This window comes from Aeromonas schubertii, from assembly GCF_000820105.1.
In the GTDB taxonomy this organism is placed as follows: Bacteria; Pseudomonadota; Gammaproteobacteria; order Enterobacterales; family Aeromonadaceae; genus Aeromonas; species Aeromonas schubertii.
The window spans coordinates 1-23,101 of record NZ_CDDB01000029.1 but is presented as its reverse complement, the minus strand read 5'-3'; the positions used below and the strand labels follow the sequence as shown (position 1 = coordinate 23,101).

Annotated in this window: 29 protein-coding genes; 10 read left to right on the top strand and 19 right to left on the bottom strand. The window is 62.3% G+C overall.

The features are described 5' to 3' along the window. Positions 1-15: 15 nt before the first annotated feature. Together BN1133_RS06050 and BN1133_RS06045 are read right to left on the bottom strand one after the other, a co-directional pair. Entirely contained in the window at positions 16-303 is a 288-nt protein-coding gene (locus BN1133_RS06050; protein WP_050665646.1) for a PTS sugar transporter subunit IIB, read from the bottom strand. Between the two features lie 14 nt (positions 304-317). Beyond that, complete coding sequence (locus tag BN1133_RS06045) at positions 318-761, bottom strand: PTS sugar transporter subunit IIA (RefSeq protein ID WP_050665645.1); 444 nt, start codon at positions 759-761, stop codon at positions 318-320. Between the two features lie 234 nt (positions 762-995). On the opposite strand from BN1133_RS06045, the gene BN1133_RS06040 reads away from it, so the two are divergent. The 3 genes from BN1133_RS06040 to BN1133_RS06035 all read left to right on the top strand — a co-directional run bounded on the left by BN1133_RS06040 (position 996) and on the right by BN1133_RS06035 (position 2,646). After that, positions 996-2,015 (top strand): LacI family DNA-binding transcriptional regulator, encoded by a 1,020-nt coding sequence (locus tag BN1133_RS06040; protein ID WP_050665644.1) that lies wholly within the window; start codon positions 996-998, stop codon positions 2,013-2,015. A 76-nt stretch (positions 2,016-2,091) separates the two neighbouring features. Continuing rightward, the gene (locus tag BN1133_RS20525; RefSeq protein WP_136614535.1) at positions 2,092-2,220 is read left to right on the top strand and encodes a hypothetical protein; all 129 of its coding nucleotides are present in this window, start codon (positions 2,092-2,094) and stop codon (positions 2,218-2,220) included. 93 nt (positions 2,221-2,313) lie between these two features. Further along, on the top strand, positions 2,314-2,646 hold the full coding sequence (locus BN1133_RS06035) for a DUF2799 domain-containing protein (protein ID WP_050665653.1): 333 nt from the start codon (positions 2,314-2,316) through the stop codon (positions 2,644-2,646). 1 nt (position 2,647) lies between these two features. On the opposite strand, the gene BN1133_RS20265 is transcribed toward BN1133_RS06035, so the two are convergent. Then, positions 2,648-2,815: a hypothetical protein gene (locus BN1133_RS20265; RefSeq protein ID WP_168929949.1), complete on the bottom strand. Its 168-nt coding sequence runs from the start codon at positions 2,813-2,815 to the stop codon at positions 2,648-2,650. Positions 2,816-2,891: 76 nt separating this feature from the next. Beyond that, positions 2,892-3,314, bottom strand: coding sequence for a flagellar basal body-associated FliL family protein (locus BN1133_RS06030; RefSeq protein ID WP_050665643.1), 423 nt, complete (start codon positions 3,312-3,314; stop codon positions 2,892-2,894). A 144-nt stretch (positions 3,315-3,458) separates the two neighbouring features. Between BN1133_RS06030 and BN1133_RS06025 the strand changes: the two genes are divergently transcribed. Both BN1133_RS06025 and ubiA read left to right on the top strand, forming a co-directional pair. Continuing rightward, positions 3,459-3,989 carry a chorismate--pyruvate lyase family protein gene (locus tag BN1133_RS06025; protein WP_050665652.1) on the top strand — a complete coding sequence of 177 codons (531 nt, stop codon included), beginning with the start codon at positions 3,459-3,461 and terminating at the stop codon, positions 3,987-3,989. After that, entirely contained in the window at positions 3,986-4,855 is an 870-nt protein-coding gene (gene ubiA / locus BN1133_RS06020; protein WP_050665642.1) for a 4-hydroxybenzoate octaprenyltransferase, read from the top strand. Before BN1133_RS06025 ends, ubiA begins: the two co-directional genes overlap by 4 nt. Positions 4,856-4,891: 36 nt before the next feature. On the opposite strand, the gene glpG is transcribed toward ubiA, so the two are convergent. The 7 genes from glpG to BN1133_RS05985 all read right to left on the bottom strand — a co-directional run bounded on the left by glpG (position 4,892) and on the right by BN1133_RS05985 (position 10,997). Continuing rightward, positions 4,892-5,722 (bottom strand): rhomboid family intramembrane serine protease GlpG, encoded by an 831-nt coding sequence (gene glpG, locus BN1133_RS06015; RefSeq protein ID WP_050665641.1) that lies wholly within the window; start codon positions 5,720-5,722, stop codon positions 4,892-4,894. After that, positions 5,719-6,042, bottom strand: a complete 324-nt coding sequence (glpE, locus tag BN1133_RS06010) for a thiosulfate sulfurtransferase GlpE (RefSeq protein WP_050665640.1) — start codon at positions 6,040-6,042, stop codon at positions 5,719-5,721. The genes glpG and glpE overlap by 4 nt, the downstream gene beginning before the upstream one ends. An 87-nt stretch (positions 6,043-6,129) precedes the next feature. Then, positions 6,130-6,831, bottom strand: a complete 702-nt coding sequence (locus BN1133_RS06005; RefSeq protein WP_050665639.1) for an ABC transporter ATP-binding protein — start codon at positions 6,829-6,831, stop codon at positions 6,130-6,132. Between the two features lie 10 nt (positions 6,832-6,841). Continuing rightward, positions 6,842-7,618, bottom strand: coding sequence for a high-affinity branched-chain amino acid ABC transporter ATP-binding protein LivG (gene livG, locus BN1133_RS06000; RefSeq protein ID WP_050665638.1), 777 nt, complete (start codon positions 7,616-7,618; stop codon positions 6,842-6,844). After that, positions 7,615-8,883, bottom strand: a complete 1,269-nt coding sequence (locus tag BN1133_RS05995; RefSeq protein WP_050665637.1) for a high-affinity branched-chain amino acid ABC transporter permease LivM — start codon at positions 8,881-8,883, stop codon at positions 7,615-7,617. Before BN1133_RS05995 ends, livG begins: the two co-directional genes overlap by 4 nt. After that, positions 8,883-9,809 carry a high-affinity branched-chain amino acid ABC transporter permease LivH gene (gene livH / locus BN1133_RS05990; protein WP_050665636.1) on the bottom strand — a complete coding sequence of 309 codons (927 nt, stop codon included), beginning with the start codon at positions 9,807-9,809 and terminating at the stop codon, positions 8,883-8,885. Before livH ends, BN1133_RS05995 begins: the two co-directional genes overlap by 1 nt. A gap of 66 nt (positions 9,810-9,875) precedes the next feature. Then, positions 9,876-10,997 carry a branched-chain amino acid ABC transporter substrate-binding protein gene (locus tag BN1133_RS05985; protein ID WP_050665635.1) on the bottom strand — a complete coding sequence of 374 codons (1,122 nt, stop codon included), beginning with the start codon at positions 10,995-10,997 and terminating at the stop codon, positions 9,876-9,878. 417 nt (positions 10,998-11,414) lie between these two features. Here BN1133_RS05985 and BN1133_RS05980 point away from each other — a divergent pair, with 417 nt between their 5' ends. Next, positions 11,415-12,419 (top strand): substrate-binding domain-containing protein, encoded by a 1,005-nt coding sequence (locus BN1133_RS05980; protein ID WP_050665634.1) that lies wholly within the window; start codon positions 11,415-11,417, stop codon positions 12,417-12,419. 56 nt (positions 12,420-12,475) lie between these two features. Here BN1133_RS05980 and BN1133_RS05975 read toward each other — a convergent pair whose 3' ends face one another. Together BN1133_RS05975 and BN1133_RS05970 are read right to left on the bottom strand one after the other, a co-directional pair. Continuing rightward, positions 12,476-13,003: a cobalamin adenosyltransferase gene (locus BN1133_RS05975; RefSeq protein ID WP_050665633.1), complete on the bottom strand. Its 528-nt coding sequence runs from the start codon at positions 13,001-13,003 to the stop codon at positions 12,476-12,478. Between the two features lie 64 nt (positions 13,004-13,067). Continuing rightward, positions 13,068-14,171: a DUF5610 domain-containing protein gene (locus BN1133_RS05970; RefSeq protein WP_050665632.1), complete on the bottom strand. Its 1,104-nt coding sequence runs from the start codon at positions 14,169-14,171 to the stop codon at positions 13,068-13,070. Positions 14,172-14,326: 155 nt separating this feature from the next. On the opposite strand from BN1133_RS05970, the gene trmA reads away from it, so the two are divergent. Together trmA and BN1133_RS05960 are read left to right on the top strand one after the other, a co-directional pair. After that, a complete protein-coding gene (gene trmA, locus BN1133_RS05965; RefSeq protein WP_169793533.1) occupies positions 14,327-15,421 on the top strand; it encodes a tRNA (uridine(54)-C5)-methyltransferase TrmA in 1,095 nt (364 codons plus the stop codon). A 228-nt stretch (positions 15,422-15,649) separates the two neighbouring features. Continuing rightward, entirely contained in the window at positions 15,650-16,858 is a 1,209-nt protein-coding gene (locus BN1133_RS05960) for a 4Fe-4S binding protein (RefSeq protein WP_050665630.1), read from the top strand. A gap of 6 nt (positions 16,859-16,864) precedes the next feature. Here BN1133_RS05960 and ospF read toward each other — a convergent pair whose 3' ends face one another. Then, positions 16,865-17,572 carry a type III secretion system effector phosphothreonine lyase gene (gene ospF / locus BN1133_RS05955; RefSeq protein WP_082177921.1) on the bottom strand — a complete coding sequence of 236 codons (708 nt, stop codon included), beginning with the start codon at positions 17,570-17,572 and terminating at the stop codon, positions 16,865-16,867. An 88-nt stretch (positions 17,573-17,660) separates the two neighbouring features. Next, entirely contained in the window at positions 17,661-18,038 is a 378-nt protein-coding gene (locus tag BN1133_RS05950) for a hypothetical protein (RefSeq protein WP_050665629.1), read from the bottom strand. A 175-nt stretch (positions 18,039-18,213) separates the two neighbouring features. Between BN1133_RS05950 and BN1133_RS05945 the strand changes: the two genes are divergently transcribed. Then, positions 18,214-19,428 (top strand): aromatic amino acid transporter, encoded by a 1,215-nt coding sequence (locus BN1133_RS05945; RefSeq protein ID WP_050665628.1) that lies wholly within the window; start codon positions 18,214-18,216, stop codon positions 19,426-19,428. A 56-nt stretch (positions 19,429-19,484) separates the two neighbouring features. Here the strand turns inward: BN1133_RS05945 and BN1133_RS05940 are convergent, their stop codons facing one another. Continuing rightward, positions 19,485-20,255: an EAL domain-containing protein gene (locus tag BN1133_RS05940; RefSeq protein WP_050665627.1), complete on the bottom strand. Its 771-nt coding sequence runs from the start codon at positions 20,253-20,255 to the stop codon at positions 19,485-19,487. A 309-nt stretch (positions 20,256-20,564) separates the two neighbouring features. On the opposite strand from BN1133_RS05940, the gene BN1133_RS05935 reads away from it, so the two are divergent. Beyond that, positions 20,565-21,122 (top strand): hypothetical protein, encoded by a 558-nt coding sequence (locus BN1133_RS05935; RefSeq protein WP_005350290.1) that lies wholly within the window; start codon positions 20,565-20,567, stop codon positions 21,120-21,122. 111 nt (positions 21,123-21,233) lie between these two features. Here BN1133_RS05935 and BN1133_RS05930 read toward each other — a convergent pair whose 3' ends face one another. Genes BN1133_RS05930 through BN1133_RS05920 form a run of 3 tightly spaced genes read right to left on the bottom strand, consistent with a single transcriptional unit; the run spans position 21,234 to position 22,919 of the window. Continuing rightward, positions 21,234-21,887: a DUF799 domain-containing protein gene (locus tag BN1133_RS05930; protein WP_050665626.1), complete on the bottom strand. Its 654-nt coding sequence runs from the start codon at positions 21,885-21,887 to the stop codon at positions 21,234-21,236. Next, positions 21,884-22,237, bottom strand: coding sequence for a DUF4810 domain-containing protein (locus BN1133_RS05925; protein ID WP_005350262.1), 354 nt, complete (start codon positions 22,235-22,237; stop codon positions 21,884-21,886). Before BN1133_RS05925 ends, BN1133_RS05930 begins: the two co-directional genes overlap by 4 nt. 10 nt (positions 22,238-22,247) lie before the next feature. Continuing rightward, the gene (locus tag BN1133_RS05920; RefSeq protein WP_005350260.1) at positions 22,248-22,919 is read right to left on the bottom strand and encodes a CsgG/HfaB family protein; all 672 of its coding nucleotides are present in this window, start codon (positions 22,917-22,919) and stop codon (positions 22,248-22,250) included. Positions 22,920-23,101: the final 182 nt, after the last annotated feature.

Sequence of the window (23,101 nt, the reverse complement as noted above, 5' to 3'; positions counted from 1 at the left end):
TGCCGCAATAGGGTATTAGAGGGCGCCGAGCTCGCGCAGGGCGGTGGAGAGTTTCTCCTTCATGGCTACCTTGTCGACCATGTTGTCGAGGGCAACCAGGCGGCCATTGACGCCCATGCTCTGCAGCTGTTCGGCGATGTCGCGGGTGGCCACAAACAGCTCTGCCTGTTCGCTACCGGCGGAGGCGAGATCCCTGTGGTCCACTTCGGCACTCACGGCCAGCTCCTTGAGGATGCTCTTGATGCTCATCTCCATCATCAGGCTGGTACCCAGGCCATGACCGCATACAACCAGAATTTTCATCGTCTCTTCCTCTGTCAGTAGCGCGCAATGATGCGCTCGATATCGTCGACGGTGACGGCCGCGATCAGGGCGGCCACATCGTCATCATTCATAAACAGCTCGGCCAGGGCGGCGATGGTCTGCACGTGACTGTCGCTGTCACAGGCGGCCAGGGTGACCAGCAGGTGCACCGGGTCGTTCCCCTCAGAGCCAAACTCGACCCCTTGCTTGATGACCGTCAGGCCAAGGCCGAGACGGTTTACCCCGTCTTCCGGGCGGGCGTGGGGCATGGCGATGCCGGGGCCGAGCACGTAGTAGGGACCGAGCGCCTCGTGGGAGCGATAGAGGGCCTCCACATAGGAGGGGGCAATGGTGCCGCTCTCGATGAGCGGGGCCGTGGCGAGCTCGATGGCATGACGCCAGTCGTGGGCCATCGGCTCGATGCGAATGTGTGCGGCGGGCAGCAGGTCTTGCAGCATGATCGCCTCCTGTCAGGGGATGATGGGGGCTAATCTAGCGGCTTGGAGAGGGGCACTCTGTGAGCAAGATCTCAGATGATAGCGTTATTAGGTAGCGCTATCATGATTGTGTGATAGCGCTATCATTTTCTGACCCGGGGGATAGGCGTCAGAAGAGACAGGGATATGATGATCCATGGTCAGCACAGGCGTTTTGCCCTAGAGTAGGCGCGCCATGAGAAAGGATGTCTGAGCATGCCTGATAACAAGAAGCGGCGCGGTACCGGGCGCGTCACCCTCAACGATGTTGCCCAGCTGGCAGGTGTGGGTGCGATGACGGTCTCACGGGCGCTGCGTACTCCCGAGCTGGTCTCGGACAAGATGCGCGAGCGGATCGATGCCGCTGTGGCCGAGCTCGGCTATATCCCCAATCGCGCCGCGGGGGCGCTCGCCTCCGGAACCTCTCACACCATAGTGGTCATCGTTCCCAGCCTGGTAGAGCGTGCCTGTGCCGAACTGGTCGAGGGGCTGCAACAGCCACTGGCGGACGAGGGGTACCAGCTGGTGTTGGGGGACTCCCGCCACCTGCGCCAACAGAGCCGCCAACTGGAGACGCTGCTGCAGTACAATCCGGCAGCCGTGGTTATCTTCGGGGCCCTGGAGAGCCAGGCCGACCGGGAGCGGTTGCGTCAAAGCGGCCTGCCCGTGGTGGAGGTGGGGGCCAAGGTGCCGGATCCGGTGGACATGTGTGTCGGCGGCTCCAACCAGGAGGCCGGCTATCGACTCACTCGCCATCTGATCGAGCGGGGCTATCGCAATATCGGTTTCCTCTGCGCCCGCCAGGAGCAGTGGATGCTTCAGCAGCGCATGCGCGGCTGGCAGCAGGCCATGTTGGAGAGCTACCTCTCGCCGGATATGGTGATCAACACCTCTGAACCCCCCAGCTTCAGCACCGGGGCGGCCATGTTGGGGGAGTTTCTGCTGCGCTGGCCCGAGCTCGATGCCCTGGTTTGTGTCACCGACGAGCTGGCCTGCGGTGTGTTGATGGAGTGCCAGCGCCGTCATGTGGCGGTCCCGGGCAAGCTGGCGGTGGCCGGCTTCGACGATCTCGATGTGGCCGCGGTCTCACACCCTGCCCTCACCACGATGCGCATCCCCTACCGGCAGATGGGAGAGGAGACGGCCGCCCTGTTGCTGCGTCGTCTCAGCGGCGAGCTGGTGGAAGGGGCCCTGCATCTGCTCGACTACCCTCTGCAGCGGCGCGGCTCTACCTGAGATGAGGCCGCTTGCTGGCGCCTGCGGCATTTCGGCTTAGACTTGGATCGCCACCACAACCAAGGGAGAGCACGCCATGGGTGGACACAAGCCGGACTATGACCTCGACGACGAGTGGGAGCCTGAATCCTGGGAAGAGGAGCTCGACGACTGGGAAGATGACGACAGTTGGCAGGACGATGACGACTTTCCCGATGAGAGGTGATCCACGCCGCAGGCGGGCCTTTGGGCCCGCCTGTTTGTTTCCGGCTGGCTCTGGCACAATGGTGAAAGGATGAACAGGGAGGCAGGGAAGGCGATGAGACGACGCGTGATGATAATGGCACTACTGCTGGCCGGCTGTGCCAAGTCGGATGATCCGTGCGAGCGGCAGTGGGATCTGGTAGGGGAGGCGGATGGCAAGATGGGGCTGACCGAGGCCCGGCTTGAGGAGCACCAGACCCAGTGTCCCGAGAAGGTGAGTGCCACTCTATGGCAACAAGGCTATCAGAAGGGATTGGCCTGGTATTGTCGACCGGAACACCTCTATCTGGCGGGTCGGGAGGGGAGTGAGTATCAGGGGGTCTGTCCCAACGATGGGCAGGCGAGGAAGCTGCTGAACCAGGGTCGTCAGGGTTGGACGGATCAGTAGCCTACTCTCTCTTCTTGAGCCGGATCGGCTGACAGAGATACTCCTTGTCACCGGCGCTGCGGGCACACTTGCCGCAGACAAATTTGGGTTTGCGCAGGATCTTGCGCAGGGTACCCAATCCCTCGGGGATATCGTGACGACGCCATTCGCAGAGTGTCTTGCTGCCCATACCCTGATGCCTCTGTGGGGAAGTGGGCAGCATTGTAATCGATTTTCATTGTCATTATCGAATGACAATCTCTATCTCATTGATAGAGAAACTTGGTGAAGATGAGCGCTTTCACCGCCTTCTTGCCGGCTTCTTTGAGCAGCAGCTCGTTCACCTTGTCCTCGCACTCCTTGCGCAGCTCCTCCCGGGTGACCAGTGACTTGATCTGATCCCCGGTCTTGCTGCCGAGCAGGCGGATGATGGTGTCGCGGATCAGGGGATCATTGGTCTCGATAATCTTCTTGTCCCCCTCGTTGGCGGCCATCAGTTCGACCGTAACCCGCACATAACCCAGGGTTCGGCTGTCGCCCAGGTAGTTGGTGATGATGTCCGGATCCAGGGCGTAGTAAGAGATGACGGGAGGGGCCTGGGTGCCGTCGGCAGGCGGCTCATCCACGGCGTGGACGGCCAGACCGGTCAGCAGTAGCAGGGCGGCGAAGAGGGGGCGAAAGAGAGTCATGATTGGATTCCATCTGCGAGTCTGATTCCATTCTTGTGTTGCTCGCCGGGAGCGTCAAGCATTGATGTTCTTACATTTTTCTATTGATTTACGGATAATGAACCGGTTGTTAACCAAGGCCGGTCATCGCCGGATGGTGAAGTGGTGAATTCCGAGTCGTTTATCCCCCTCGAGCAGTTGACTCCCTGGCAGGATCCGCAGGTGGAGCTACTCCCGCCGGGGCTGGTTCCCTGGCTGCTGGAGAGTGGGTCCCTGACCCGCAGGTTGCGCGAGCAGCTTGCCGATTTCTCCCTGACCCTGCTTGGCTATCGCTCCCTGGCGCTGGATGGGGAGGCGAGTCAGCTGCTGGGAGAGGGGAGCGGTCAGTGCCGCGAGGTGATCCTGCATGGGGGCGGTGCCCCTTGCGTCTATGGCTGGACCCTGCTGCCGGCACGAGCCATGGCGACAGCCCAGCTGAGCGGGCAGGGCGAGACGCCGCTGGGGGAGCTGATCTTCGCCCACCCGCAGGCGCAGCGCAGCCGTCTGCAACTGGCCCGTTTTCGGGTGGCGGCCAATCCCTGGTCTCCTGCCGCCGAACTGTGGGGCCGGCGCTCCCTGCTCTTCCTGCAAGGGGTGCCCCTGCTGGTGCATGAGTTGTTTCTGCCCGGCCTCTTCGATGCCAAGGAGCGCGCGTGAATCTCATCTGCAAGGAGCGCTGGCAGGCCTATGGCCAACTGGCGCGCATCGACAAGCCGATCGGCACCCTGCTGTTGCTGTGGCCGACCCTCTGGGCTCTCTGGTTGGCCGGTGAGGGGAGCCCCGATCCTTGGGTCTTGCTGGTGTTTGTCTGCGGCGTCTTCCTGATGCGTTCGGCCGGTTGCGTCATCAATGACTATGCGGACCGTGACTTCGATGGCCACGTCAAACGCACGGCGGGACGGCCGCTGGCCACGGGACGGGTGAGCAGTCGCGAGGCCCTGCTGCTGTTTGCCGTGTTGGCGCTGATCTCGTTTGCCCTGGTGTTGACCCTCAACACCCTCACCATCGCCATGTCCTTCGCCGGTCTGGTGCTGGCGGTCTGCTACCCCTTTATGAAGCGCTTCATCCCCATTCCTCAGTTTGTGCTGGGGTTGGCCTTCTCCTGGTCCATCCCCATGGCCTACGGGGCCCAGGCCGATGCCTTGCCCCCCCTGGCCTGGCTGCTGTTTGCCGCCAACCTGCTGTGGACCATCGCCTACGATACCGAGTACGCCATGGTGGACAGGGATGACGACCTCAAGCTGGGGCTCAAATCGAGCGCCATCTGGTTTGGCCGTTGGGATCGCCACATCATTGGGCTGCTGCAGGTCGCGACCCTGAGTTGCATGGGGCTGGTCGGGGCGTTGGCCGGTCTCGGGGTGGCCTATTATGCGAGCCTGTTGCTGGTGGCCCTGATGTTCCTGCAGCAGCAGCGGCAGATCCTCGGTCGCGAGCGCGAACCCTGTTTTCAGGCCTTCCTCGCCAACAATCGTGTCGGCATGGTGCTGTTTGCGGGGATCGCCCTCGACTACCTGCTGCGCTAAACGCAACAACGGCACCCAGGGGTGCCGTTGTTGTTCTCAGACGTGGTGCCCTCGTCGGTCGAGCCAGGCCTGGGCCAGACCGACCAGCAGGCCCGCCAGATGGGCCAGGTTGCCGATGGGACCGAGCAGGCCGGTAAAGCCCAGCGCCAGCCAGATCAGCATGAACCCCATCAGTGCCTGGGGCATCTGGATGCCGCAGTCGGGTTGTAGCCTGCCTCTCAGCCAGCCATAGCCCAGCAGGGCATAGACCACGCCGGAGAGGCCGCCGAAGTAGGGGCCGCTGGCCATAAACTCCGCCGTGTTGGAGAGGGCCCCCGAGGCCAGGGCCAGCACCAGTAGCTTGCCACTGCCGATGCGCTGCTCGATCTGGCCGCCCAGATACCACCACCAGAGCAAATTGAACACCAGGTGCAGCAGCGACAGATGGATCAGGCTGGGGGTGAAGAAGCGCCACGCCTGCCAGTCGGTGAAGTGGGTAAGGTCCGGATGGAAGGCGAGGAGATCGAAGATGGGCAGGCCGATCGCCTCCAGGGCATAGATGGCCACGCAGGCGATCAGGATCACCAGGGTGAGTGGCCCCGCGTGGTGCAAGAAGTCGGTCAGGGGATCGATCACGCCCTTGCTGTAATCGATGCGGGCATCGGCCCGACCGCTCTGCCAGGAGGCCTCCATATAGCGGGGGTGATTGGGTTCGGCGAGGAAGCGCTTCACCTCCTGCTGGGCCTGGGCCAGACGCGCCTCGCTCACCAGCCAGATGGTGACCCCCAGCTCGGACTGGGTCAGCTCGCAATTGATGCCCAGGGTCCCCAGGTAGTCCACCAGGGCCTGGGCCATGCGGGCATTGTCGAGGACCAGCAGCTGAATCATGCCTCACCCGCCTCCACCGGATAGTCACGGCGCCACGCCTCGAAGCCCCCATCCAGGCTGTAGACCTCCTCGAAGCCCTGTTGCAGCAGATACTGGGCGGCCCCTTGGCTGCTCACCCCGTGGTAGCACATGACGATGACCGGGGTCACGAAGTCGGTCTGGTTCATAAACTGAACCAGGCTGCCGTTGGTGAGGTGAAAGGCCCCCGGGGCATGGGCGGCGGCAAAAGATTGGGGATCGCGGATATCCACCAGGCGCGCCGCACCGGCGCTCAGCTTCTGGTGGGCGTCGGCGGGGGAGATGTGGGCAAATTGATCCATGGAGGTGTCCTGTCGGTTGCATTGGCTGCCAGTGTACTCCATGGAAGGGGCCATAAAAACGGGGAGAGCCTTGGCTCTCCCCTGCAATCATCCTCCCAGATAGGCCTGGCGCACCGCCGGGTTGGCCAGTAGCGCCGCCCCCGTGTCCTCCAGCACCACTCGCCCGTTCTCCAGCACATAGCCGCGGTCGGCCAGCCTGAGCGCCTGGTTGGCGTTCTGCTCGACCAGGAAGATGGTCATGCCGGCCTGGCGCAGCTGCTCTATGGTGTCGAAGATCTGCTGGATGATGATGGGAGCCAGGCCCAGGGATGGCTCGTCGAGCAGCAGCAGACGCGGCTTGCTCATCAGGGCGCGGCCGATGGCCAGCATCTGTTGTTCACCGCCGGACATGGTGCCGGCCCGCTGGGTGAGGCGTTCGTGCAGGCGCGGGAAGAGGGTAAAGACCTGATCGAGCAGGGCTCCCTGTTCCGCCTTGTCGACGAAGAAGGCCCCCATCAGCAGGTTCTCCTCTACCGTCAGGCGGGCGAAGATGCGCCGCCCCTCGGGGACGATGGCGATATCCTTGCGCATGATACGCACCGAGCCGAGGTGAGTGATCTCCTCCCCCTCGAACCAGATGCTGCCGCTGCTCGGGATGGGGTCGCCGCACAGTGTCATCAGCAGGGTGGTCTTGCCGGCCCCGTTGGCGCCGATCAGGGTGACGATTTCTCCCTGACCCACCTTGACGCTCACGTCGTGGAGGGCCTGGATTTTGCCGTAATGGGTCGATACGTTGCGAAGCTCTAACATCTTATTTTCCTTACGACTCGCCCAGATAGGCCTTGATGACGGCCGGATTGTCGCGCACCTGCTGCGGGGTGCCATCGGCCAGGGGGGTGCCCTGGTTGACCACGAAGATGTGGTTGGAGATCCCCATCACCAGCTTCATATCGTGCTCGATGAGCAGCACCGACACGCCAAACTCGTCACGCAGGGAGACGATCAGCTCGTCGAGCTCGTCGGTCTCCCTGGGGTTGAGACCAGCGGCCGGCTCGTCGAGCATCAACAGCTCGGGGCGGGTGGCCATGCAGCGGGCAATCTCGAGACGGCGCTGCTGGCCATAGGCCAGGTTGCCGGCGCTGCGGTTGGCCAGATCCTTGAGCCCCACCTTTTCGAGCCAGAAGCCGGCCTGGTCGAGGGCCTCGCGCTCGGCGCGGCGAAAGGCCGGAGTCTTGAACAGGCCGGCGATGAAGCTGGTATTGAGATGGCGATGCTGGGCAACCAGCAGGTTCTCTACCGCCGTCATCTCCTTGAACAGGCGCACATGCTGGAAGGTGCGCACCACCCCCTTGCGGGCGATCAGGTGACCGGGCAGTCCCTGTATCTCCTCGTTTCGGTAGCGGATCACTCCGCCACTGGGCCGATAGAAGCCGGTCAGGCAGTTGAAGATGGTGGTCTTGCCAGCCCCGTTGGGCCCGATCACCGAGACCACCTCCCCCTTCCTGACCCTGAGGTTCACGCCGTTGACCGCCAGCAGACCCCCAAAGCGCATCGACAGATCAGATACTTCCAACAACATATTCTGATGAGTACTCATTTCTTCAACTCCAGATGCGGACGGGTCATCGGCAGCAGCCCCTGGGGGCGCCAGATCATCATGAAGACCATCAAGAGGCCGAACATCAGCATGCGGTACTCGTTGAACTCGCGGGCCAGCTCGGGCAGCACCGTCATCACGATGGCGGCCAGCACCACCCCGATCTGGGAACCCATGCCGCCCAGCACCACGATGGCCAGCACGATGGCCGATTCGATAAAGACGAAGGACTCCGGGCTGATAAAGCCCTGGCGCGCGGCGAAGAAGCTGCCGGCAAAACCGGCGAAGGCGGCGCCTATGGTGAAGGCGGTCAGCTTGATGATGGTGGGGTTAAGGCCGAGCGACTTGCAGGCAATCTCATCTTCACGCAGGGCCTCCCAGGCGCGCCCCAGCGGCATGCGCAGCAGGCGGTTGATGATCACCAGGGTGACAACCACCAGCAGCAGCGCCATCAGGTAGAGGAAGATCACCTTGTGGTTGGCGTTGTAGGTGATGCCGAAGAACTCATGGAAGGTGTCCCAGCCGCCATCCTTCACGGTGCGGTTGAACTCCAGACCGCCCAGGGTGGGCTTGGGGATGCCAGAGATGCCGTTCGGGCCGCCGGTCAGGCTGGTCATGTTGTTGAGCAGGATGCGGATGATTTCGCCAAAGCCCAGGGTGACGATGGCCAGGTAGTCACCCCGCAGACGCAGCACCGGGAACCCGAGGAAGAAGCCAAAGGTGGCTGCCAGCAGGCCGGCGATGGGCAGGCACTCCCAGAAGCTCAGTCCGAAGTAGGTGTTGAGCAGGGCATAGCTGTAGGCACCGACCGCATAGAAGCCGACGTAGCCGAGATCGAGCAGGCCGGCGAGCCCCACCACCACGTTCAGCCCCAGCCCCAGCATGATGTAAATCAGGGTCAGGGTGGCGAGATCGATGGCGCCGCGGGAGGCCATGAAGGGCCAGCTCACCGCAAACAGCAGTACCAGCACGGCGGTGAGGTTATAGAGTTTTGGTGCCTCTTCGGGGCTTGGCAGCACCAGCTTGGTGAAACCGACCGAGAAGCCGCTGATGGAGGCCTGGAACAGCCTGGATATCTGGCCGCGCAGCATCTGGAACCAGAACACCAGGGTGGCACCACCCAGCAACCAGGCCAGTGACACGTCGAGCCGGCTCACCACCAGCAGGCGGGTGCCGTCGGTCTCCAGTTTGAAGCCGAGCAGCCAGAAGGAGAGCACCAGCAGTACCAGGCTGGCGATACAGGCATGAATGAATTGACGTTTCATCATACTTTCTCCACTTCCGGGCGGCCGAGAATACCGGTCGGCATAAACAGCAACACAAAGATGAGCAGGGCAAAGGCCATCACATCCTTGTACTCGGTGCTGAGATAACCGGCGGTCATCGCCTCGACCACGCCGAGCAGCAGGCCCCCCAGCACGGCACCGGGGATGCTGCCGATGCCGCCCAGGACGGCGGCGGTGAAGGCCTTGAGGCCGGCCATAAAGCCGAGATAGGGGTTGATCACCCCGTAATACATGCCGAGCAGCACGCCGGCGACGGCGGCCAGGGTGGCACCGATGACGAAGGTCACGGCGATCACCACGTTGGTGTCGATGCCCAGCAGGTTTGCCATCTTGATGTCCTCGGCACAGGCGCGGCAGGCGCGCCCCATGCGCGAGCGACCGATGAACTGGGTCAGGGTCAGCATGGTCACGAAGGTGACCACGAAGATGATGATCTGCATCCAGGAGAGGGAGGCCTGGAAGCCGTTGTCGCTACCGAGCTCGACCCCGCCGGTGATGAGCGCAGGCATGGCGATGTCTCGCGACCCTTGTGCCATGCGCACCAGGTTCTGCAGGAAGATCGACATGCCGATGGCGGAGATGAGGGGGATCAGCCGGTTGCCGCCGCGCAGGGGGCGGTAGGCGACCCGCTCTATGGTCCAGCCATAGCTGCCGGTGATGATGATGCTGATGAGGAAGGCGGAGCCGAGCAGCAACACTGTGCTGTCGATCCCCATCATCATGAGGGCGGCCATCACCATGAAGGCGACGTAGGAGCCGATCATATAGACCTCGCCATGGGCGAAGTTAATCATGCCGATGATGCCGTAGACCATGGTGTAGCCGATGGCGATCAGGGCGTAGGTGCTGCCGATGGTCAGCCCGTTGAGCAACTGCTGGACAAAATAGAGGAGGTGTTCGGACATACTGCGTTCCCTGTACGAGCCCGATGATTGGAATCGGGGTGGCCGAAGCCACCCCGTTGGCGCGACTTACTTGAGCTGGGTAGAGGTGCCGTCGGCGTGCCACTCGAAGACGCCGAACTCGAAGCCCTTCAGGTCACCGCTCTTGGCCCAGTTGAGCTGGCCCATGACGGTGTCGACCGGCATGCCCTTGATGGCGGCCGCCACGGCGGCCGGATCCCCATCACCCGCCTTGGCGATGCCGGCGGCCAGGGTCTGCACGGCGGCATAGGTGGTCCAGACGAACGGACCGGAGGAGTCCTGGCCCTTGGCCTTGAACGCCTCGACCAGCTTGGCGTTGGCCGGCTCCAGGTCATACTTCTTCGGCAGGGTCACCAGCAGCCCCTCGGAGCCCTGGCCGGCGATGGCGGAGATGTCCTTGTTACCGACCCCCTCCGGGCCCATGAACTTGGCCTTGAGCCCCTTCTCATGAGCCTGGCGCAGGATCAGACCCAGCTCGGGGTGGTAGCCGCCGTAGTAGACGAAGTCCACGTTCTGTTTCTGCAGTTTGGCGATCAGGGCGGAGAAGTCCTTGTCGCCGGCGGTGATCCCCTCATAGGCCACGACCTTGACACCCGCCTTGTCCAGCGCCGCTTTCACGCTGGAGGCGATCCCCTCACCGTACTGCTTCTTGTCGTGGATGACGGCCACGTTCTTGGGTTTCACCTGCTCGATGATGTACTTGGCGGCGGTCGGTCCCTGGTCGCTGTCGAGACCAATGGTACGCAGCACCAGCTGATAGCCGCGCTCGGTAATCTTGGGGTTGGTGGAGGCCGGGGTGATCATCAGCACGCCCTCATCCTCATAGATGTCGGAGGCGGGCAGGGTGTTGTCGGAGCAGAGGTGGCCGACCACAAACTTGACGCCGTCGTTGATCACCTTGTTGGCGACGGCCACCGCCTGCTTCGGATCGCAGGCGTCGTCATAGATGACGGCTTCGATCTGCTTGCCGGCGATGCCTCCGGCCTGATTGATCTGCTCGACAGCCATGCGGCCACCGGTGAACTGCATATCCCCATACTGGGCCACCGGGCCTGTGACCGGACCGGCGATCCCGATCTTGACGGTATCGGCGGCCATGGTAAGGGTTGAGGCGCCAAAGAGGGCCATAGAAATGGCGGCGCGAACGGCTGATCTGCTCCAATTATTCATCGATTCGTCCCTTAATCAGTTGATTATTTCAAGTCCGACCGACATCCCCTCTGATCAGACATACCCTGTTTCTATCATCCCGACGGTAGCGGGGACAAGCGGTTCAAGATGCTGAATTGAAAGCACAAAAGCATACTCAACCAGTGTAAGGGGTCATTATTTGAGACTTGAGTGGGTTTATATTCTGCATTAGGCGCCAATGCAAACAGTTGTGTTGTTAATATGTTAATGTGCAGTATAAAAACGCGCCAGCCAGGAGTCTGATTTTGCTCCCACTTTAGCCAAATAGAGTTTGCGCAAACGATCCCCCCGGTCTAGATTGGCAAATCATGAAAAATCGTTGGCAGTTCCCGCGAACATCAAGCCTTTATGCGGGAAATCTGCTAATGTTCCGCCTTTGACATTCAGGAGACTGAGATGGCCACCATCAAGGATGTCGCCGCTCGAGCCGGCGTATCCATCTCCACCGTCTCGCATGTGCTCAATCACACTCGTCGGGTCAGCGAAGATGCTACCCAGAAGGTGCTTGAGGCGGTGGCAGAGCTTAACTACGCCCCCAATTCGGTGGCGCGAAGCCTCAAGGTCAATTCGACCAAGACCATCGGCATGTTGGTGACCACCAGTGCCAACCCCTTCTTTGCGGAGGTGGTGCAGGGGGTGGAAGCCTACTGCTTCGAGCAGGGCTATAGCCTGATCCTCTGCAATACCGAGAACCAGCCCCCCCGTCAGCGCCATTACCTGCGCATGCTGATGGAGAAGCGGGTGGATGGTTTGCTGGTACTGGGAACCGATATCGACAGCACCCTGCGCGACATGCTGCGCAGCTACAAGAACGTGCCACAGGTGGTGCTCGACTGGGGTACCGAATGCGACTTCGCCAACGTCATCAATGACAACGCCCGTTCCGGGGCGAGCATGGCGACCCGCTACCTGCTCGAGCAGGGGCACACAGATATCGCCTGCATCACGGGTCAGCTCGGCAAGCAGACCACCCAGCAGCGTCTCGACGGGGTACGCGATGCCCTGGGTGAGCGGGGGCTCACCCTCTCCGAGGCCCGCATCTTTGAGGGGGACTACGAGAGCCAGAGTGGTTTCGACCAGATGCAGCGTATCCTGGCCCTGACCCCACGGCCGACCGCCGTGTTTGCCTTCGACGATCCCATGGCGATCGGTGCCATCTGTGCCGCCTGGGAGGCCGGGGTCAAGGTGCCGGATGACATCTCCGTCGTTGGCTATGACGACGTGGAGATGGCGCGCTTCTCGAGCCCGCCGCTGACGACCATTCGCCACCCCAAGGCCGAGCTCGGCCAGATGGCGGTGCAGCAGCTGGTGGGCCGGATCCGCAACAAGGAGCTGTCGGTAGAGTCCTTCACCGTCGAGCCAGAACTGATCATCCGACACTCGGTCAAGACCGTGAAGTAACTGGCACCGAGTGCAGAGAGGGAGGCCTGGCGCCTCCCTCTTCTTTTGTCCGGCGGTCAGTAGTTGATGCTGACGTACTCCACCTCGGGGATCCCCATCTCTCCTTTCACGTGGACACAGAGGACGAAGAAAAAGTTGGCCAACAGATTGGCAAAACGATAGAGGATGGGATCGAACGCCACGCCATCCTCTTCCAGCCGCACCAGCAGCCGCACCACCTTCTTGGCGCCACAGCGGCACAGGTGCAGGGTCGGGATCGGCATGGGGCCACGGGGTAGTACGAAGCCGGTCACCCGCCCACGGTTGGCCTCGTTATAGTGGTCGTAACGCCCCTTGAGCCAGTCGAGGTCGCTCTCGAAGATGCCGAGCCGTCCGCGTACCGAGCCGTTGAGGTTGTAGATGAGTCGCTGCAGTTGGTCGAGATCGGCCGCCACCTCTTCCACCCCGGCCGGCAGCATGGCCATCACGGCCCCGACCTGGGAGCAGAGTTCGTCGGTGGCTATCTCATAGTCACACTGGAGCCGGGTCTCGAAGATGAAGGGATAACAGAGTTCGCGCTTGTCGCGCGGGCGTTTCGGGTTCATGGGATCGGATCGCTGCTGGGTGGTCAGCCAGTGTGCCAGCCCCGTCGGGGGCTGGCAAACCGGTTCAACCCATCAGGTGCAGGGCATCGAGCATCCGCTGGTTAAAGCCATTGAAGCGCTGGAGCTGCTCCTGATCCCGACCCTGGGCCGTTAGCACCGACTGGGTGAGGCTCTGCTGGCTGGGGGGAGGCAGTGCCTCGTCGGCCTGACTCTGCCACTGCTGGAGTTTGGGCAGGTAGTCGGCCAGGGGTTTAAGCAGATCCTGCAGGGAGTGATCTCCCTGGTAAGCCAGGTTGACCCGGCTTTGCTGTTTCACCTTGAGGCTGAAACTGGCCAGCTGACTGTCATCCAGTTGCAGGTCGCCCAGTTGATCGGGGATGGCATCCAGATTGCCCGAGAAGAAGGAGTGGGCCAGGGTATCGAGCCCCTTGATAAGCTGGCCTATGGCTCCCGTCTCTGCCTCGCTGAGGTTCCCCTGCAGGGAGAAGCTGAAGCTTTGGCTGTATTGGAAGCTCACCTTGCTGCCCTGATCGCTGCTGCTGGCCTGGAATTGCCAACTGTCGTTGAAGCGCAGCACCACCTTGTCCCCGTCCCAGGTCTCGATCTCGAGGGAGCCCTGCTGCCGGCTGGCGAGCTGGGCGGCAGCCATGTCGGTCGCCGAGACCTGGCCGAAGAACTCCTTCTCGAACTGGTCGAGCCCCTCCTGAATCAGTTTGTAGCTCTGATCGATACCGGTTTTAATGTCCTCGTTATCGGTGGCGAGGTCTCCCAGCATCTTCCTGGCCTGCTCGAAGCCCATATCAACCCCCTTGCGGGCCTGCTCCATCATGGTGCCGAGTTCGTCATCTCCCTTGCCGTCGGCCCGGGCGGCACCCAGTCTCCCGGTGACGAAGGAGAGCACATTCTTGGCCACCTCCTCGAAGTCAAACAGGGTATCGGGCGTGACCTCTTCGGTCTGCTTCGGTGCCTGGTAGTGGCCGCCGTTGATCTCGAGGCTGAATTGCAGTGCCTGCTGCACCAGCGCCTGCGCCCATCTGGGGCGTCCATGAAGGGAGACCTGGTCACCTTGATCCCTGGGCGATTCGGCCCTGGCAGCTCCCTTCTCCCTGCTCTTGTTGGCAAGGTCGGTGCCGGCTGCGACCCCCTTGCCCACTCCGTCGATTTGCATGGCGTTATCCTCCCCCGCATGCCCCCGTGATCCTGCTATCGGCGCGTCTGGATAAATCTTGACCACAAAAAACTGGACAACCGTCACTCGCCTCTTAAAATCCCCCCCTCGGGCTTGCGCCCACCCCGTTTTCGGCTTCGTCCATGAGGTATTCGATGAGTCACACCCCGGCTGCCTACCAGCAGCAGCTCGACGCCAAGGCCGAGCGCCTGCGTGCCCTGTTTGCCGCCTTCCAACCGCCCGTGCTCGAGGTGTTTGCCTCGCCGGCCGAACACTACCGCATGCGCGCCGAGTTTCGCGTCTGGCACGACGGGGATGACCTCTACCACATCATGTTTGACCAGGAGACCCGCCAACGTATCCGGGTCGATCAGTTCCCGGTCGCGAGCCGCCTCATCAACGATCTGATGCCCCGGCTGGTGGAGGGGATCAAGCCTCACCCCGTTTTGCGCCGCAAGCTGTTTCAGATCGACTATCTCTCGACCCGCTCCGGCCAGGTGATCGTCAGTCTGCTCTACCATCGCAAGCTCGACGAGCAGTGGCAGGCCGCCGCCGAGGCGCTGCGTACCAGCCTGCGCGAGCAGGGGTTCGAGCTGCAGCTTATCGGTCGTGCCCACAAGCAGAAGATCTGTCTGGAGCAGGAGTTTGTGGATGAGGTGCTGGAGGTGGAGGGGCGCAGCTACACCTACCGCCAGGTAGAAAACAGCTTCACCCAGCCCAATGCCGAGATTAACCAGAAGATGCTGACCTGGGCGCGGGACGTGACTCGCGAGAGCGAAGGGGATCTGCTGGAGCTCTACTGCGGTAACGGCAACTTCTCCATCGCCCTGGCCGAGAACTTCGAGCGGGTGCTGGCCACCGAGATCGCCAAGCCGAGTGTAGAGTCGGCCCAGTACAATATCGCCGCCAATGGCATCGATAACCTCATCATACTGCGCATGTCGGCCGAGGAGTTCACCATGGCCATGCGTGGCGAGCGGGAGTTCAACCGCCTCAAGGGGATCGACCTCTCGGACTACCGTTGCAACACTATCTTCGTCGACCCGCCGCGTGCCGGACTGGATCCGGCGACCGTCAGGCTGGTCCAGGAGTATGACCATATCCTCTACATCTCCTGTAACCCCGAGACCTTGCAAGAGAACATGGCCGTGCTCGGCGAAACCCACGAGATTGCCCGCTTCGCCCTGTTTGACCAGTTTCCCTGGGCCCACCATATGGAAGCCGGGGTTTACTTGCGCCGTAAGGGGTAAGCATTACAAGGGAGCCATCGGCTCCCTTTTTAATGCTGCCCTGTCGGTTGAATAGCGACCGAACTGGCCTTCACCTACGAGCCGCCGGTACTGCGTCACATCATCGCCTGCCTTGAGGGGGGGCGCGGCAGGCTACTGGCGTTTCACCCCTGGGAGAGCGTCAGATCAAAACAAACTTCTGAGATGTTAGTTATTCTGCCCGGACCTTATTGTGGAGCCGGAGGCGATGTGACCGCCATAGAATCACTGACAGTGGCGGCCGGGGCGAGTGCCCTGGCCTGGGGGCTGTTACAGCGGCGGGGTTGGGCTGTCTGGCCGGCCCTGCTGCTGGTCATCGCTGCCTGGGTGGTGGCGGCGGATCTCTGGCTCTGGGGTGCGCTGGCGTTGGTGACCGGGTTTCTCTGGTGGCGAGGGCTGCGGCACCCCCATGCCGGGCCAGCCACCACAGAGAGGCTGCGAGAGGGGATGCGCCACCTGCTGCTGCTCTCCTGGGCGCTGGTGGCGGGCCAGTACCTCATTTATGTGTGGCAGTTTGGCCGGGGTGAGACGCCGCTGCTGGCCCGTCCCGACGTGGTGGATGCCTTCCTGCCCATCGCCGGGGGGCTGGGGTTAAGGGCCTGGGGCCAGCTCGGTATGACCGACCCGCACCATCCTGCGGCCACCGTCACCGTGCTGGTGCTCACGCTGTCGGCCCTGCTGATCGGGCGCAGTTTTTGCGGTTGGGCCTGTCCGCTTGGATTGCTCGGGGAGTGGTTGCATCGGCTGCGCTGCCGCCTGCTACCGGGGGAGTGGACCCCGCCGCGCTGGCTCGATGGGGTGCTGCGTGCCCAGAAGTGGTTGGTGCTCGGCTTTTTGCTCTTCATCATCGTGCTGGCGGTACCCACAGCAGCCCTGCCCGGCTATCTCGCCAGCCCCTATCACCAGGCGGCGGATATGAAGATGGGGGCCTTCTTCTTCAACCTGACCCTGCTCTCTGGCCTGTGCCTGGGTTGGGTGGTGCTGCTCACCGCCACCTTCCGCCAGGGATTCTGCCGCTATCTCTGTCCTTATGGCGCCTGGCTGGGACTGCTTGGGGTGCTCTCACCCTTGCGAGTTCGCCGCGATGAGGTCCGCTGTCTGCGCAGCCTGGGCCACGACTGCGACAGGTGTAGCCGGGCTTGCCCGTCACGTATTGCGGTGCATCAGGTGATTGCGGTGAGAAATCTGGAGTGCAGCGACTGCCGCCGCTGCATCGAGGCCTGCCCGAAACGGGCCGATGCCCTGCACCTTGGCACGAAGCGGCGCAGGGTGAGCACGCCGTTACAGCTGGCGTTGCTCTCTCTTTTCTTGTTTCTGTTGCCTCTGCTTGCTGACGGCCTGCTTGGGCTCTGGGTCAGTCAGACTCCCCTCGAGGTGCGCCGCCATCTGCTCCATATCCTTCCCTATCTCTCCCACTGAGCCGGGTTATTCGGTCAGCAGGCGGTAGACGGGCTCCTCTCTCAGACGAGTGGCTTGGTCTGCGCTCCCATCCCGGTCGCTGCGATGCTCGTTGCGATAGCTGGTGTAGTGCCAGTGGTGGGGGGCCACATCAGAGGCGGGGGCTTCGCCCAGGGGGATCCCTGCCCGATTGAGGCTGGACTCGAGTTGCTCGATGAAGTGGCGGACCCGACCGAGATCCCTGGCTTGATACTGGCTGTCTGCCTGTTCCGGCTTGATGTAGAGGGTGAACTGGGCTCCCTTGGCGACCCGACTGTCTCGATCCACCTTGGCAAGATCGGTCACTTTCCACTTGTCGATGGGACTATCCCCCGAGAAGAGCAGGGGGCCCAGCTCGGCAAAGGCGCGATCCAGGTGGTCCGGATGCACGCTCAGATGGACCTTGTCCCCCTGAAACTCTCCTTCGGCACGGCCTTGCTCCCGGGTGGCATGAATGAAGACATCTCCCCCCGTGTGGAGTCGATAGTCCCCGTGGCGGGCGGCGAAGTTGGTTTGCTGCATGGTTTGGTAGCTGGGCGGAAAGCCATCCGGGCGCAGGGTCGGGGTGGGCTGGGAACGAATTTGCTGGGCCAGCTCGGGCAGACGAGCCTGCAGTTGCTCTGTCTGGGCCACGCTCTGTGGCTCGGGTGGCGTGACGGGCAGGGTGAGTGGGGCGAGATTGAATTTGGCTTTCATGGTGTGCTCCTCATCGGGTGGGCCACCATTGTGCGGTAAGGGGAAGGGCGGCCTCTGTTGGTAGAGGTCGCCATTTTTTAGGGTTCCATTAGGGCAGGCTTCTGGTGCGCAGGAACAGGTAGAGCATGATAGCCATGGCGGCCAATACCAGCAGGGAGGCGAGGGAGAGCACGGGCTCTATCTGCTCGGGGGGCATCCGCTTGCCATAGAGCAGGAACAGGCCCACCGCCATCAGCAGGGCGCCGCCCTGGTGCAGATAGAACTGAATCTGAACCAGCCGGCCGGTCGGGTTACCGAGCCAGAGCCGGTGGCAGAGTGCGTAGATGAAGGAGACCACGAATCCCACCAGCATGATGTGAGCGTGGGTGACAAATTGGCCGTGATTCTGGCTGGCGGCCATATGGATGCCGAGCAGCATGCCGAGCAAGGCATAGCTGAGGGCGCAGACGACAAACTTCCTGTCCATGATTCACTCCTTCAAATGTGATGAGAGGAGTATAGGTGTGCGATCCGGTTTGATACCCAAGGGGAGGCAGGGTAAAGTCCCCTGACGCGGCAGCCGGTGGCTGCCGTTTTCATTAGTGCCCTCAGGGCCGGGGTATCACCCCATCATCGCAATCGAATGGCAAGGAGTCAGGGAGATGGAACAGAAACCATCCGTGGTGGGCGGGGCATGTATCATTGCCAGCGTCTGTGTCGGGGCCGGTATGTTGGGGCTGCCCAGTGCGGGAGCGGGGGCCTGGACGCTGTGGTCGACCCTGGCGATCGTGCTGACCATGGTGGTGATGACGGTGTCGGGCTGGATGCTGCTTGAATCCTACCGCGGCTATCCCCTGCGGGTCTCCTTCGATACGGTGACCCGGGACCTGCTGGGGGAGAAGGTCAACGCTCTTAACAACCTGAGCGTCTATTTCGTCGGCGGCATTCTGCTTTACGCCTACATCACCTCATCGGGCCTCATCATTCAGGAGATGACGGGGCTCGGCAGCCACGTCGCCTCGGTGCTCTTTACCCTGGCCTTCTCGGCTCTGGTGTGGCACTCCACCCGGGCGGTGGACCGTATCTCGGTGTTGCTGGTGATCCTGATGGGATTGAGTTTTGCTTTCGGCATCTCGGGCCTCTCCATGAAGATAAGCCCCGACCTGCTGTTTGACCGTATGAGTGAGCATGCCAGCTATGCCCCCTATGCGCTGGTGATGCTGCCGGTGGCCCTCACCTCGTTCGGCTATCACCACTCGGTGTCGTCGATGCGTGCCTATTACGGGGAGGAGCGCCGTGCCAGCCGTGCCATTCTGGGGGGGACGGCCATCGCCCTTACCTTCTATACCATCTGGCTGCTGAGCGTATTCGGCAACCTGCCGCGCAGCGAGTTTGGCCCGGTGATCGAACAGGGGGGTAACGTGGATGCCCTGCTCAAGGCCCTCGGTTCTGTGATCGAGTCCAAGGCGGTGGCGAGCGCGCTCAACGCCTTCTCCATGGCAGCCATCCTCTCCTCCTTTATCGGCGTAGGCCTCGGTGTGTTCGACTACCTGGCGGATCTCTTCAAGTTCGACAACAGCCGGATTGGTCGCAGCAAGTCGTGGGCGGTGACCTTCCTGCCGCCGCTGGTGCTCTCGCTTCTGTTCCCGTTCGGGTTCCTGGTGGCTATCGGCTACGCCGGGGCCGTTGCGACCCTGTGGACCTGTATCATTCCGCCGCTGCTGGTATGGAAGGTGCGTGCCAGTCGCCGGGACGAGACCGGGTTTCGTGCCCCGGGTGGCATGGCCATGATTGTTCTGGTGATCCTGTTCGGAGTGCTGACCGCCGCCTTCCATTTGCTGAATATGGTGGGGTGGCTGCCGGCCTATACGGGTTAAGCCACTGACGTGGAAAGCAAAAAACGGCGCCTTCGGGCGCCGTTGTTGTGGGTGAGTCAGAGCCGGGTGAAGTCCACCGGCGGCAGCGTCTCGAAGCCTGGTCTGGCGAAGAAGTACCCCTGCATCAGGTCAACCCCCATGGTCTGCAGGCACGCCAGCTCCTCTCGGGTTTCGACCCCCTCGGCGAGCACAGTGATGCCGAGTTCGCGGCACATGGCCACGCTGTGGCGCACTATGGCTTGCCGCCTTGGGTCATCATCGACCCCCCGCAGCAGGTGCATGTCGAGCTTGATGATGTCTGGCTGGAAGTCGGCCAGCCGGTTCAGGCCGGAATAGCCGGCCCCAAAGTCATCGAGGGCCGTGATGAAGCCCCGCGTGCGGTAGTACTCTATGATGTCGCGAATGTGCTGGTTATCGCTGACCCGCTCGTCTTCCGTGATTTCAAACATGATGCGCTCGACGGGAAAGTGGTGCTCGTTGGCGGCCTGCAGTGTGGTACGGATGCAGCGCTCCGGCCGATAGACGGCGTTGGGCAGAAAGTTGATGCTGAGGATCTGCTGCAACTGGAGACGGGCCGCCAGGGCTATCGCCTTGGTGCGGCAGAGCTGGTCAAACAGATAGCGGTTCTGATCGGTAATGCGCGAGATGATGGTGTGTGCCGGCTCGTTATTCAGCCCGCGCACCAGCGCCTCGTAACCGAAGAGGGTTTTCTGCCGGCAGTTGACGATCGGCTGAAAGGCCATGGAGAAATCAAACTCGAGCCTGGCCTCCTCGAGACACAATCTGCAACCGGATTCACCGGCTGTGCCACCCGTGACCTCTTTCATCGCGCACCGTTCCTTCCTTGCGAGGATATGGTCAAGATTAGTGCCGTAAGTGGCTGAAAACAATCGCGAGAAAAGAAATGGCGCGAGCGCCGCCAGCGCGGTGCGAGGCCCCATATGCCACCCTTTTTGCGTCACCGAGCGGCGGGTCTATAGTCAGACAGGCGACGCAGGCGATGCGAGCCCCGTATCCACCGCGCCAGCCTCGATCACTCCCGTCCCCCCCACCAGACAGCTGCTGCCCGGCAGCACGGCCGCCATGGTAGTCGGCCGTGCGTGATCCCGTGTTACCCAACCAATCGGGAGAGAGACATGATGTGCAAGCAGATGTTTACCCTGGGCGTGCTCACCGCACTGCTGGCCGGTGCGGCGCAGGCCGCCGATGAGCCGGCCATGACCGACGAGGCGATGATCGCCAGCGCCATGGCGGCGGCCCCCGCCAAGGTCGGTGCCGCGGCCGCCATCGTCGCCATGGGGGCCGACGGCAAGATGCGCACCCTGCGCGAGGGCAGCAACGGTTTTACCTGCATGCCCGACAACCCGGCCACGCCGGGGCCGGATCCCATGTGCATGGACGCGGCCGCCCTGGCCTGGGCCCACGCCTGGATCAACCACGAGACGCCGCCCAAGGGCAAGATCGGCTTTATGTACATGCTCAAGGGGGGCACGGATGCCAGCAACACCGACCCCTATGCCGCCAAGCCCGGCGCCGACAACCACTGGTTACAGACCGGGCCCCACGTGATGATCGTCGGCGCGGAGGACGCCTTCTACGATCAATACCCCAAGGGCGCCGACCCCGACACCTCGGCCCCCTACATCATGTGGTCGGGCACCCCCTACCAGCACCTGATGGCACCGCTCGAATAGGCACATCCCGCTCTTGCCGTGTCGCACCAATAAAAACCCCCTCAGTGACGAGGGGGTTTTTGTCGTGGGTCGTCAGGCGCGGCAGGCCGCGTCTGCGCTACGCCAGGGTCATCACTGCTGCGCCTGGTATTTCGGCGAGTAGGGACCATAGAGGAGGCCATTGGGCGTACCGGCGCTGAGCAGGCGCGCGCTGGTGATGCCGGCGATGTCGTGACCCTTGTCCAGCACCGTATTGGCGATCTGGTCGACCACGGCGACGATCAGCATGCCGACCAGGCCGCCCCCGCTGTTGGACTGCTGCTCCGCACTCGAGGCGCGGGCTGTGCCTTCCCAGAGGGTTTTCCCGTTACGCAGGTCAACCAGCTTGGCCTTGGCGGTCACCGCCGTCTCGCTCGAGATGACCATGTAGCTGGTGCCATATTCGGTAATGTCCAGATAGAGCGCGGTGTCGGCGCCGAAGATCTGATGCAGCTTGTTGACCGGCAGAGCCTGGATCTCTTCGGCGACCGTCATGCCATTCTGGCGGAAGGTCTCGTTGGTCAGGGCCACCGGGAATACATAGTAGCCCGACTCGGCCAGCGGCAGGGTGCTCTGGGAGATGAGGCTGTTACTGGCCTTGATATCCGGGCTGTGGTTGACCGGCGGCAACACCAGGATCGAGGTGGGGCGGCTTTCCCTGAAGGCGGCGTAGTCATAGCCCGGCTGCTGGGATGCGCAACCCACCAGCAAGAGTGAGCCCATCAAGGCCATCCATAACGTCTTCATTGGGTTGCTCCCTTCTTCTGGTTGAGCAGGAAGTTGATGAAAGTGGCCGACTCAGGGAACAGCTGTTTCTCTTTCTCGAGGTGCTCGCGAGCGAGATCGTCGCGCCCCTGCTGGGCATAGAGCATGCCCAGGTGGGCGTGGAAGCCCGGGGGCACCTTCTCACCCTTGCCGTTGGCGGCTTGCAGGTTCTCCTCGAGGCGACCAATCTGCTCGCCGCTCTCCTGGTCTTCGAGGGTCTGATAGACGGCGCTCTGGTATTGGTCCCAGTTGTAGAGGGGCTTGGGCGGGGTGGCACAGCCGTAGCTCAGCAGGGCGAAGGCCAGGCAGAGCCCGTGACGCAGTGTGTTCATGGGCTACTCCTTAGCGAGCCGGTTGCCAGGCACCATTTTGGATGCCGGCGACCAGATTGTTGACCGCTTCACGAATGGCCAGATCGAGCACCTTGCCGTTGAGGGTGGAGTCGTAATCGGCGGTGCCGCCGAACCCGATCACCTCGCGGTTGGAGAGCTCAAACTCACCGGCGCCCTGTGAAGAGAAGACGACTTCAGAGGTGGTGACGTCAACCACGTTGAGGTTGACCTTGGCATAGGCGATCTGTGACTTGCCGCGGCCCAGGATGCCGAACAGCTGATGGTCGCCCACGGCTTTGCGGCCAAATTCGGTGACGTCCCCGGTGACCACATAGTCGGCGCCTTTCAGGGCCTGGGCCTGTTTCTTGAGCCCGGCTTCCGCCTGCAACTCTTCCAGGTTGGCGCGATCCAGCACGCTGAAACGGCCAGTTTGCTGCAGGTGGGTGATCAGAATGGTCTTGGCCTGGCTACCGAGTCGGTCATTGCCATCGGCGAAGATGCCGCGCATGTAGCTGGAGCGGTTATCGAACTTGCCGACGGAGATCGGGCTACGAGTGCCCTGATAGGGGGTCTGGTAGGAGGTGACCTTGGCGACTTCCAGGGTTCTGGAGGATTCGCTGGCACAACCGGCCAGCGCCATGCTCGCCGCAACGGCCAGCGCAACAACGTGAATTTTTTTCATGACAGCCTTACTAACTTTGTGATTATTAAGGTTTTTTGTGGGCGGGACATTCTAACTCAGTTCGGGGTCTTACGGAACCTTGTCACCAGGGGGGCGGGGGGGTTACGAGGACTGCGTCCTCGAAGGGGTTTCGCCTACCCTGAGGGCCGGGGCGAGTGCCGTAGGGCGCAATGCGCCGGGGG